This window comes from Bradyrhizobium sp. (assembly GCF_036009065.1).
Classification (GTDB): domain Bacteria; phylum Pseudomonadota; class Alphaproteobacteria; order Rhizobiales; family Xanthobacteraceae; genus Bradyrhizobium.
Genome location: NZ_DASYMN010000165.1, coordinates 1 through 11143 on the forward strand (window position 1 = coordinate 1; position 11143 = coordinate 11143).

The 11143-nt window shown below is 63.7% G+C and carries 12 protein-coding genes and 1 pseudogene; 8 read left to right on the forward strand and 5 right to left on the reverse strand.

What is annotated here, in order from left to right:
• The 6 genes from VGP39_RS09995 to VGP39_RS10020 form a co-directional block, all read left to right on the forward strand.
• A partial coding sequence (locus VGP39_RS09995; protein ID WP_327567947.1) for an amidohydrolase family protein occupies positions 1–493 on the forward strand: 493 nt, incomplete at its 5' end.
• A gap of 57 nt (positions 494–550) precedes the next feature.
• Positions 551–808, forward strand: coding sequence for a type II toxin-antitoxin system prevent-host-death family antitoxin (locus VGP39_RS10000; RefSeq protein WP_327567948.1), 258 nt, complete (start codon positions 551–553; stop codon positions 806–808).
• Entirely contained in the window at positions 805–1206 is a 402-nt protein-coding gene (locus VGP39_RS10005; protein ID WP_327567949.1) for a type II toxin-antitoxin system VapC family toxin, read from the forward strand. Before VGP39_RS10000 ends, VGP39_RS10005 begins: the two co-directional genes overlap by 4 nt.
• Positions 1206–2192: a methylmalonyl Co-A mutase-associated GTPase MeaB gene (meaB, locus tag VGP39_RS10010; protein WP_327567950.1), complete on the forward strand. Its 987-nt coding sequence runs from the start codon at positions 1206–1208 to the stop codon at positions 2190–2192. Before VGP39_RS10005 ends, meaB begins: the two co-directional genes overlap by 1 nt.
• A 106-nt stretch (positions 2193–2298) precedes the next feature.
• The gene (locus VGP39_RS10015) at positions 2299–2943 is read left to right on the forward strand and encodes a pyroglutamyl-peptidase I (protein WP_327567951.1); all 645 of its coding nucleotides are present in this window, start codon (positions 2299–2301) and stop codon (positions 2941–2943) included.
• A gap of 101 nt (positions 2944–3044) precedes the next feature.
• Entirely contained in the window at positions 3045–4415 is a 1371-nt protein-coding gene (locus VGP39_RS10020; protein WP_327567952.1) for a TIGR03808 family TAT-translocated repetitive protein, read from the forward strand.
• Between the two features lie 150 nt (positions 4416–4565).
• On the opposite strand, the gene VGP39_RS10025 is transcribed toward VGP39_RS10020, so the two are convergent.
• The 4 genes and pseudogenes from VGP39_RS10025 to VGP39_RS10040 form a co-directional block, all read right to left on the reverse strand.
• A complete protein-coding gene (locus tag VGP39_RS10025) occupies positions 4566–5078 on the reverse strand; it encodes a TIGR03809 family protein (protein ID WP_327567953.1) in 513 nt (170 codons plus the stop codon).
• Between the two features lie 572 nt (positions 5079–5650).
• The gene (locus VGP39_RS10030; protein ID WP_414644621.1) at positions 5651–5920 is read right to left on the reverse strand and encodes a hypothetical protein; all 270 of its coding nucleotides are present in this window, start codon (positions 5918–5920) and stop codon (positions 5651–5653) included.
• Between the two features lie 67 nt (positions 5921–5987).
• Positions 5988–6689 carry a hypothetical protein gene (locus tag VGP39_RS10035; RefSeq protein ID WP_327567954.1) on the reverse strand — a complete coding sequence of 234 codons (702 nt, stop codon included), beginning with the start codon at positions 6687–6689 and terminating at the stop codon, positions 5988–5990.
• A pseudogene (locus VGP39_RS10040) lies at positions 6686–7254 on the reverse strand (sigma-70 family RNA polymerase sigma factor). Before VGP39_RS10040 ends, VGP39_RS10035 begins: the two are co-directional and overlap by 4 nt.
• Before the next feature lie 363 nt (positions 7255–7617).
• Between VGP39_RS10040 and VGP39_RS10045 the strand changes: the two are divergent.
• Both VGP39_RS10045 and VGP39_RS10050 read left to right on the forward strand, forming a co-directional pair.
• Complete coding sequence (locus tag VGP39_RS10045) at positions 7618–8766, forward strand: GGDEF domain-containing protein (protein ID WP_327567955.1); 1149 nt, start codon at positions 7618–7620, stop codon at positions 8764–8766.
• A gap of 68 nt (positions 8767–8834) precedes the next feature.
• Positions 8835–9944, forward strand: a complete 1110-nt coding sequence (locus VGP39_RS10050) for a DUF2336 domain-containing protein (protein ID WP_327567956.1) — start codon at positions 8835–8837, stop codon at positions 9942–9944.
• A gap of 90 nt (positions 9945–10034) precedes the next feature.
• Here the strand turns inward: VGP39_RS10050 and VGP39_RS10055 are convergent, their stop codons facing one another.
• Positions 10035–10697 carry a dienelactone hydrolase family protein gene (locus VGP39_RS10055; protein WP_327567957.1) on the reverse strand — a complete coding sequence of 221 codons (663 nt, stop codon included), beginning with the start codon at positions 10695–10697 and terminating at the stop codon, positions 10035–10037.
• Between the last annotated feature and the right edge of the window lie 446 nt (positions 10698–11143).

Sequence of the window (11143 nt, forward strand, 5' to 3'; positions counted from 1 at the left end):
CCAGTATCTCTACTTCCCGGTGGTGAACTATGTGACCGGCGACCACGAGCCGATCCGCGAGATGCTCAACGATGCGGCCTGCCTGCTCGGCCTCTCCGACGGCGGCGCGCATTGCACCTCGATCATCGATGCGGGCGTGCCGAGCTACATGCTGACCCACTGGGGCCGCGACCGCACCCGCGGTCCGAAATTGCCGCTGGAAATGCTGGTGAAGCGCCAGACCAGCGAGACCGCTGACTTCTTCGGGCTGACCGATCGCGGTCGCCTCGCGCCCGGTCTGCGCGCCGACGTGAACGTGATCGACTTTGACGGCATGCGCATGCAGAAGCCCGAGCTGATCCACGACATGCCGGCCAACGGCCGGCGCTTCGTGCAGCGCGTCACGGGCTACGAGGCGACGGTTGTCGCAGGCCAGCCGATCTTCGAGCGCGGCGAGCATACCGGCGCACTGCCAGGAAAGCTGGTGCGTGCGCCGCGCGGCGAGGGCTTGTAGGCGGCCCAGCAGTCCGCAAAGGTTGACAAACTGGTCTAGTCAAACTAGTTTATCTCCATGAAGCACGTCGGCATTTTCGAAGCCAAGACCCATCTGTCCAGCCTGCTCGACGAAGTCGAGAAAGGCGGCGAGATCACGATCACGCGGCACGGCAAGCCGGTGGCGAAACTGGTCCGTACCGAAGCGGAGCTGTCGCCCGAGGAGATCAAGCGCCGTCGCGACGCGATCAAAAGCATTCGAAAACGTGCGCGGGAGATCAACGCCGGAGTGACGCATGAGGAAATCAAGGCCTGGATCGAAGAAGGCCGGCATTGATCGTTCTCGATGCGTCAATCACCGTTACCTGGCTTCTTGACGAACCGTCGGCATCGGACCTCGAGAGCGTTCTCAGCACAGAGCGCATTATCGTGCCGTCGCACTGGACCGTCGAGGTGGGTCACGCGATCCTGAAAGCCTTGCGGCGCAACACAATCAGGCAGGAGCAGTTGGTCGGCATTGCGAGTGACCTGGACGGGCTGAGCATTTCAATCCAACCGCCGATCGATGTAGCCGCAATCGTCCCGCTTCTTAACTTCGCCTGGGAGCATGGTCTGACAATGTACGATGCCGGCTATGTGCAGCTTGCGCTAAACCGAACCGCCAAGCTCGCAACGCTTGACAAGGCCATGGGCCAGACGGCGGCAAAACTCGGGATCGAGATGCTGGTCGAGTGATGGGCTTTGCTTCACCAACCGCACTGCCAAATCTCGCCGCCGACCTCCGCGCAGGCTCGCGCGCGGCGCTGGCGCGGGCGATCACGCTGATCGAGAGCCGGCGCGCCGATCATCAGGCCGCCGCGCGCGACCTGGTGCAGGCGCTGCTGCCGGACACCGGCAAGGCCGTTCGCGTCGGCATCACCGGCTCGCCCGGGGTCGGCAAATCCACCACCATCGACGTGCTCGGCATGATGCTGATCGAGCGCGGCCACAAGGTCGCGGTGCTGGCGGTGGATCCCTCCTCGGCGCGCACCGGCGGCTCGATCCTCGGCGACAAAACGCGAATGGCGCGGCTGGCGGCTTCCGATTTAGCCTACATCCGGCCCTCGCCGGCATCCGGCACCCTCGGCGGGGTGGCGGCGAAAACCCGCGAGGCGATGCTGCTGTGCGAGGCCGCAGGTTTTGACGTGGTGCTGGTCGAGACCGTCGGCATCGGCCAGTCCGAGACCGCGGTGTGCGACATGACCGATTTTTTCCTGGCGCTGATGCTGCCCGGCGCCGGCGACGAACTGCAGGGCATCAAGAAGGGTTTGGTCGAGCTTGCCGACATGATCGCGGTCAACAAGGCCGACGGCGACAACATCAAGCGCGCCAATCTCGCGGCGGCCGAATATCGCGGCGCGCTGCATATCCTCACCCCCCGTTCGGAGCACTGGCATCCGCCGGTGCTGACCTATTCGGCGCTCATGGGTACGGGGATCGACGCGCTGTGGCAGAAGGTTCTGGATCACCGCACCGCGATGCAGGCGTCGGGCGAATTCGATGCGCGACGCCGGCAGCAGCAGGTGAAATGGATGTGGTCGATGCTGGAGCAGCGGATGCTGGCGCAGCTGCGCGCCGATCCTTCCATGCGCGCGAAAGTGAAGCAGACCGAAGCCGCGGTGGCCGATGGCCGCATCACCCCGGCGCTGGCCGCGGAGCAGATCGCGGAGCTGCTGAGGTGAACCGTAACGCCTGCACCGTCATGCCCGGCCTTGTGCCGGGCATCCACGTCTTCCTTCGCTGTGCGATACTACAAGCAAGACGTGGATGGCCGGGACGAGCCCGGCCATGACGGAAAAACTTCGCATCCTCATCACCGGCTTCGGACCGTTTCCCGGCGCGCCGCATAACCCGACAATGACGCTGGTGGCACGACTGCTGCGGCTGCGCCGACCGGCGTTCTGCGAGGTCGAATTTTCAGGGCATATTTTTCCGGTGACGTACAAGGCCGTCGATCGCGAACTGCCACAGCTGCTGGCGCGGCATCGGCCGCATGCGCTGCTGATGTTCGGCCTCGCCACCCGCACGCCCTATCTGCGAATCGAGACCCGCGCCCGCAATGCCGTCACCATGCTGTGGCCGGACGCCGACCACACCCGGGTACGCAAGGGCTTGATCGCGGCTGGCGCGGGCGCGAAAATGTTCGGCCCGCACACCGCAAAACTCTTGCGCGCGGCGCTCGGTGCCGGCGTCGATGCCCGCGCCTCGCGCGATGCCGGCAGCTATCTCTGCAATTATCTGAGCTGGCGCGCGATCGAGGCGACATGTATTGACAACGGCCCTCGCCTCGCCGCGTTCGTCCATGTGCCACCGATCGCGCGCGACGGGGCATCGCACCGCAAGGGCGTGACGCCCCGCATCACGCTGGAACAGCTGGTCGATGCCGGCGAAGCGATGCTGCTGGAAATGGTGAAGCTGACGAAGCGCCGTTAACCCTACGCTCAACAATCGCCCTGGCGCTGTCCGTTCTTCACCATGCTTCGCCGTAATTCTGCGTTACGTCTTGGCGATCTTTGGCGAGGACAGCGCAGACCATGGACGTCAATCGCCGGCATCTGATCGGGGCCTCCGCGGCCGGCGTTGCCGGCGCGCTGGCGATGTCGCCGGATGCCGCGCGCGCGGCGCCGCTGACCTCCACGCTCGGGCGCGACGCCACGCAATTTGGCGTGCGGCCCGGCAGCCCGGACGAGCAGACCCGCGCGCTGCAGCGCGCGATCGACGAGGCCGCGCGCGCGCAAGTCCCGCTCGCACTGCCGCCGGGCGTGTACCGCACCGGAATGTTGCGGCTTTCCAGCGGCACGCAACTGATCGGCGTGCGCGGCGCAACGAAGCTGGTCTTCACCGGCGGCGCTTCGATGCTTTTGGGCGAAGGCGCTGGCAGCATCGGCCTCAGCAACATCACGCTGGACGGCGGCGGCATCAAGCTGCCGACGCGGCGCGGTCTGGTGCATTGCCTCGCCGGACGCGATATCCGCATCACCGATTGCGAGATCACGGGCAGCGGCGGCAACGGCATCTGGCTGGAGAACGTCTCCGGCGACGTCAGCGGCAACATTTTTACCAACATCGCGGTGACAGGCATCACCTCGTTCGACGCGCAGGGCCTGATCGTGTCGCGCAACACCATTCTGGGCACCAACGACAACGGCATCGAGATCCTGCGCAACCTCATCGGCGACGACGGCACGCTGGTGCTCGACAACCGCATCGAGGACATCAAGGCCGGCCCCGGCGGCTCCGGGCAATACGGCAACGCCATCAACGCGTTTCGCGCCGGCAACGTCATCGTGCGCGGCAACCGCATCAAGAATTGCGACTATTCGGCGGTGCGCGGCAATTCGGCGTCCAACATCCAGATATCAGGCAACAGCGTCAGCAATGTCCGCGAAGTCGCGCTGTATTCCGAATTCTCGTTCGAGGGCGCTGTGATCGCCAACAATACCGTGGATGGCGCGGCGCTCGGCGTCTCCGTCTGCAATTTCAACGACGGCGGCCGCATTGCGGTGGTGCAGGGCAACATCATCCGCAATTTGCTGCCGAAGCGGCCGATCGGCACCGCGCCCGACGACGATGCCGGCATCGGCATCTATGTCGAGGCCGACAGCTCGGTGACCGGCAATGTGATCGAGAACGCGCCGTCATTCGGCATCATCGCCGGCTGGGGAAAATACATGCGCGACGTCGCGATCACCGGCAACGTGATCCGCAACGCCTTTGTCGGCATCGGCGTCTCGGTGACATCAGGCGCGGGGACGGCGCTGGTCAACAACAACGTGATTTCCGGAGCACCGCGCGGCGCGGTGGTCGGGCTCGATCACGCACGGCCGGTGACGCCGGATCTTTCCGCCGACGGCGCGCAGCGCTTTGCGCAGGTGGTGGTGGGGACCAATGCGGTGCGGCGATAACCTCTTCGTCCTCCCCCGCGAAGGCGGGGACCCATACGCCGTGTCGCGCATGAGAAAGGCAGCGCTCGCGGCCTTTCTTTGCAAGCGCCCACGTTAGACATGGAGTCAAGGGGTTTGGGTCCCCGCCTTCGCGGGGACGACCAGTGCGCGCTACAGCGCATTACGCAGCAGCGGGTAGCGCTCCTGCATCGCGGAGAGATCGAGCGCCTGCCGCCAGCTATCATCGATCACCGTAGCTGGCGCGACATCTTGCGCAACCGTCTGCCCGGGAACGGCCCGTTCCAGAACGCCTTCCGAAATCTCCGGCGCGATCGGCGCCTCGACAATCTCCGGCACGAGTCGAATCTCGGCGCGCCGCGGCGGCGGCGGGACGTAATAACCCGACAGCGGATTGCGGCGCGGCGGTACCGGTTTCGGGCTGTTCAGCCATGAGATGTCGACGGCGGAATTATCCCGCGAGGCCTCGCGGGTTGCGAGGCTCCGCCAGGTCTCGACGGCGTTCTTGGCTTCCTGGATATTTTCCAGGAACGACGATTCGCTGTGATAGCGGCGCCAGCGCCCGGTTTCGAACAGTTCGGTGAGATGCTCGAGCCGCTGCTCGGCCAGCGCACACCAGCGGTCGAGGATTTCCTGGCCGCGCGCGGCGTCCACTCGTTGTGCCATGAAAAAGTCCGCAAGGAGGAAAACGGACGCAGACGCAACGAATCACCCCAGTCCCGATCGATATTCTGTGGAAAACTTTTGCCTTGTCCAGCCACAGCGCGAATGACGGGTCGGCTATCGACAGAAAGCGCTGCGGGTGTGGGGTTGTCCTCCCAATCCACAGTCAAGCCGCGGCAGGACATGGCGGCGATGCGCGCGATCTCTTCACCCACCCCTGCAGGGCCCTGCAGGGGGAGGGTCGGCGAACACCGAGCGAAGCGAGATGTGCGACGGGGTGGGGTGAAGCCCCGGATGCACAATTCACCCCACCCCGCCGCGCGTTACACGCGCGGCGACCCTCCCCCTCCAGGGGGCCGGGTCAAGCCCCCCAAAAACGAGAAGACCCGCCCGGGGGGACAACCGGGCGGGTCAAGCTATATAAGCGCTGGGGTGGATGGGCGCTCGCGCCGTATACAGCCTCGTTGGGGAGGGATAACCGCTCCCACCTCAATTGGTCGCGGAAGGCCGCCGGACGTTCAAAAGGTGCGCGGGTTTTTTTAACTTTTTTGGCAGCGATTCTTCTGCCCGAAAAACTACTTTTCGGCCGGCTTTTCCGGCGCCATGGCGGCCGTGGCCGGACCCAAATCTCGTGCAGGAGGAAGGGTTTGCGGCTCCGCAACGGTTACGGCAGGCGGCTGGTCCGGCGCGGCCGCGACAGGCACGCCGGCATCCGCTACCGCCGTCACGGCACGATAAGCATCGGCCTCGCCGAACGCATCGTCGCGGCCCGGGAGCCCAAGGTCGCGCGCGGTCTTCATCAGGATGGCGCGCACGTCATCGGGCCTGAGCTGCGCGCGCCACAACGATCTCCTTGCGCAATCATTTGCGCAAATTCCGATCGCAAAACGCGCGCCCGGTGCGCCTCGGATCTCACTGCGCGGGGGCCGCCAGCTGAACGATCTTTTCGTTCTGCAGCCGGGTCATCAGGCCGGCAACCTCCTGCCGCGACATCGGCTTGTCGCCGAATTGCAGGCGGAACATGCCCCCCGCGGTGCTGTCGATGATAACAGCCTGGTTGGCGTCGAGAAACGCCGTGATATCGGACACGCGCGCCTCCGGCGCGAACCTGACAAAAGCGCGCGGCCCTGAATTGGGGGCGAGCGAGCGGGTGATGGTCTCCGCCGGGCCGGACCAGGATGCGGTGTGGAACGATCCGGGCTGCTGCCTCGCCAGGATCGCGCCGATCGCACCGGCCTGCAGCAGCAGCAACACGGCGCCGAGCGCAGCCGCATAAGCCAGCGTGCGCGGCGACAGGCCTGCAAAAAATTCCGATATCCGCGCGGAGATGTTGATCGACACCGACGGCTTGCGCACAGGCTCGGCGTCGATTGCCGCGAACAGTTTTTGCATCGCGCGCGCCGACGGCGCACCGAGGCTTTCATTGAGCGCGATGGTTTCGGCGTATTCTTCCCTTATCGCGGCGTACTGCTTGGCCAGCGACGGATCGCGCAGAAGCGCGTCCTCGACGCGCCTTGTATCGCGCGCGCTCAGCGTGCCGGCGGCATGCCAGGGCAGCAGCGCCTCGATTTCTCCGGGCTGTTGCTCCAGGGCCGTCTTGTTCGTTGCCATCATGGCCAGCCTCGTTCGACGCCGGCTGCCTTCAGCAGATCGGCCAGTTTCTTGCGCGCATAAAACAGGCGCGTCTTGATGGTGTTCTCCGGAATCCCGACGATTTCGGCTCCCTCTTCCACGGATTTCTCGTGATAGTAGACGAGATCGACGATCTCCCGGTGATCGGACGAAAGCTGTGTCAGGCACTTTCGCAACGCTTGGCTCGTATCCCTCTTCTGAACCGTCACTTCCGGATCGTCGGACGTATCCTCGATCGCGTTGGCGGCCTCGTCATCCAGTTCGGCGTCCTTCCTGCAACGCATCGCCGAAAGGGCCTTGAATCGCGTAATCGCCAGCAGCCAGGTGGAAACGGCGATCGGCCTTCGAACTTGCCGGCCTGACGCCACACGTCGAGAAAAACCTCACTGATAAGATCTTCCGCGACCTGTTCGTTCCGCACGAGCCGCAGCCCGAAGCGAAACACCCTGACATGGTGCCTTCCGTACAGCACCTGCATGGCGAGCCGGTCGCCTTGGGCGATCCGAGCGATCAGGACGTGGTCCGAAGCCGCCTGTGTCGCACTCAATGGCCGTCTCGCAGGGTTGGTCGGGCTGGCATGCCAGGAGGTTCGACTAGGAAGGCAAAAATCTTCGCAAACGAGCCGAATTTGCCCAAAAGCATAGGTGATCTACCGCACACAGGGGGTCCGCGTGCCAAAAGAGCACAGCAAAGGAGAGATGGTTGGTATCATAGTATGGAAATTCCCGAAACGCCCCTGAGCGGTTCCCTTAAGGACTCACCGGTCGGCGCACACTATCAGACGACGCCAAATTCCCATTGGCCGTGGGCCAGTAGCAGGCGGGCAGCGCTGCAACTCACGGTCAAAGATACCAAACCTAAAGGCTTTTCTCTCTAGAGTCCCCGGTCCAATTCCAGCAACCGCGAGACCATGGGCACCGCCGCCTCCTCCTTCCCAAATCCGATTGCCGGCGAGATGGAAGGCGTCGACCGCCCGCCGACGCCGAAGGCACTCGCGCGCCGGGCGAAACAGCGGCGCCAGATGCTGGGGATGATCGGCGGCAGCTACGTCGTCGATGCCGTGATCCTTTTGATCTACGCCTACGCCGGGACCATCCCGGCGACGATCGGTGCGGCATTCGGAATCTGCGGCCTCGGCTCGGTTGCCTGCTTCATCACGCTGTCGGAATCCGGGATCAACGACCGCTTCAAGGATCACTACTTTGTCATGCAGCAGTCGATGGTCAGCCTCGCCATCCTGCTGGTCTTCGCCTGGCTCGTGCCGGAGGTGGGCATCCTGTTTCTCTGTGCGCTGTTCATCGTGTTCAGCTTCAGCGCGCTGCGCTCGACGCCGCGGCAGACGGCCATTGCCTTCGCCGCGATGGCCTTCGGCCTGGCGGCGCTGTTTCTCTTGACCGACAAACCGATCTCGATCCCGCACGGCAGCCATGTCGAGCGTTCCGCCACCATGCTGGTGTTCGTCCTCACCATCGGGCGCTGCATGTTCCTCGGCATTTTCGCAAGCTCGCTGCGTGAATCGCTTTACCGGCGCGGCGTACAGCTGAGGGAAGCTTACCGGCGCATCGAGGAACTGGCCGAACTGGATGAGCTGACCGGCTCGTTCAACCGGCGCTGCATCATGCGGATGCTGGAAGACGAGATCGCCCGCGCCCATCGCACCAAGGCGGCGTTCTCGGTGGCGCTGATCGATCTCGACTGGTTCAAGCGCATCAACGACGCCTATGGCCATCCGACCGGCGACGAAGTGTTGCGGACCTTTGCCATCACGGTGTTTGCCAATATCCGTAGCATCGACCGCTTCGGCCGCTACGGCGGCGAGGAATTTTTGCTGATCCTGCCCGACACGCCGCACGACGTCGCCGCGCGCATTCTCGACCGCCAGCGCGGGATCATCGCGGATCTCGACTGGAGCGCGTTCTCGCCGGGCATGCGCGTGACGATTTCCGCAGGGATAGCCACGCTTCTGGCGAACGAAGCCCCCGACGCCCTCCTCGCGCGCGCCGACAGCGCGCTTTACGCAGCCAAGGCACGAGGACGCAACCGCATCGCCAGCGCCTGACCCGATCCGTTTCCATTTGCCGGCGATGAACACGCCACCTGTTTATTTGAATGCTTCAGGACAGAGTCATGAATTCGAAATCCACCAACGCTTCAACAGAATTGCTCGATGAACTGCAGACCACGCTCGCGCACGGCACCGTCGCGCGCCGGGTCGAGACGCTGCGCCGCGTCACCGACCTTTTTCTGGGCGGCGCCGTCGACTACTCCGACGAGCAGATCGCGCTGTTCGACGATGTCTTCCATTGCCTGATGCGGCACATCGAGGCGGCCGCCAAGGCGCTGCTCGCAAGCCGCCTCGCGCCCATCGGCACTGCACCGCCGCTGACCATCCGCGCGCTGGCGTTCGACGATCTGATCGAGGTCGCTGCCCCGGTGCTCTCGCAGTCGGAGCGGCTCGACGACGAGGCGCTGATCGAAACCGCGCGCAGCAAGAGCCAGGCGCATCTGATGGCGATCTCGACGCGGAAAACCTTGAGCGGTGCGGTGACCGACGTGCTGATCCTGCGCGGCGACGACGACGTGGTGCAAAACACCGTCAACAATCCCGGCGCTGAGTTCACCGAGCGCGGTTTTGGCCGGCTGGTGGCGCGCGCCGAAGGCGACGACAACCTGGCGACCTGCATCGGCCTGCGGCCTTCGATACCGCGGCATCATTACCTGAAACTGATCGCCAAGGCCTCTGCGACGGTGCGGGCGCGGCTCGAGGCGGCCAATCCGCCATTGGCGGGAGACGTTACGGCGGCGGTGCGCGAAGCGACGCGGCGCGCGCGCTCGGCGCCATCGGCGGTCAGCCGGGAAACCCTCATCGCGCAGGGTCTCGTCAAATCGCTGTACGAGGACGGCCGGCTCGACGAGCATCAGATCGCGGCATTCGCGGAAACCGGCAAGTTCGACGAAACCAATGCTGCGATCGCGGCGCTCGCCAACGTGCCGCTCGCGGTGGCCGAAACCATGATGGTGGAATCCCGCTCCGAAGGCGTGCTGATCCTGGCAAAAGTGTCGGGGATGTCCTGGTCGACGGTGAAGGCAATCATCAACATGCGCGACGAACTGTCCGGCATGGACCGCACCAATCTCGAAGCCTGCCGGCAAACCTACGAACGGCTGCGCACCTCGACCGCCCAGCAGGTGCTGCGCTTCCACCGCATGCAGCAGACCGCCGCGCCGGCGGCGTAGCGGCGGGCGCAAGAGTAGCCTGCAGCCCGGATTTCGCTTCGCTTCATTCGGGCTACTTGCTATGGGCTGATTGTTGCCAGGCGTTCGCGGTCACAGTTGCGCTTCAAAAAAAGCGATCGTCCTTGCTTTCGAGTCGTCGCGTGCCTTGGTATTGTCAGGATCGGTACCTATAAAGCCATGGTTGGCACCCTTATAGACAAACTCCGTCGTCGTTGAAGGGTAGCTCGCTCGAAGTTCGTCGAAAATTTTTTTGCCGTTGAGTTCGTATAATACCAGTTGATCCGCGGCTCCATGATGAATCTGAGTGTGCAACGTCAGGCTGTCGCTCGAACCTATACCGTCAAATCTGGGGGCGAAGAATTCGACCAACACCTTCGCACTCGCCCGAAGCCGCAAACACAAATGACCGCCCAGGGAGAATCCCAACAAGCCAATTCGCGACCCATCGACGTCCGCGAGTTTCTTCGCATGTATCACCGCATCGGCAAGTGTTGCTTGCCAAGCGGGTCGATTTGGCAGAATCAATTCGGGAGAGACGGGCGGTGTTGTGTTCGTTCTGGCGAAGTAATCCGGGACTGACACAACGAACCCTTTCTTGGTGAGATCATCGGCGTAGCCTTCGATCATCGTTTTCCAGGTCCCGTGCAGGTCGTCGGTCAGCCCTTCACTGCCATATGCAATAATGACCACCCCTCCATTTGCCGGACCCGATGGACGAAACACTTTAGTCGTGATTTTTTGTGTGCCACTCATGAAACTTTCTGGGCTTGACATCGTCGTCCTCCTCGTCGATTGCAGATGAGCGCGTAGGGCGGATTAGCGAAGCGTAATCCGCCATTTCACCTCACAAGGACGGCGGGTTACGCCTTCGGCTAACCCGCCTACGCGCTTCGCTCCACGCAGCTCCACAGTGATAGGACGGCAGCGGGTGGCATTCCCAGGTGTCCAACGATCAAGGCCATGGCGGTTCCTCTCACGCTTGTTACTGCCGCGATCCTGCACCGCCGCAGAGCCTTTTGCAACCCCAGGTAAGCGTAGCCGCTGATGCAAACCCGTGAAGCAGGCGTAGCCCGGGCTACGAGCTAAAAGAAGCGACTTCGAAGCTGCGTGTGCGGCTGGGGACGCAAGAACCATCGGGCTTGAAGCATCGCAGACCACTTATCGGTGTAGCCGATAGCAAGTTGCCCAGATGAGTTCAG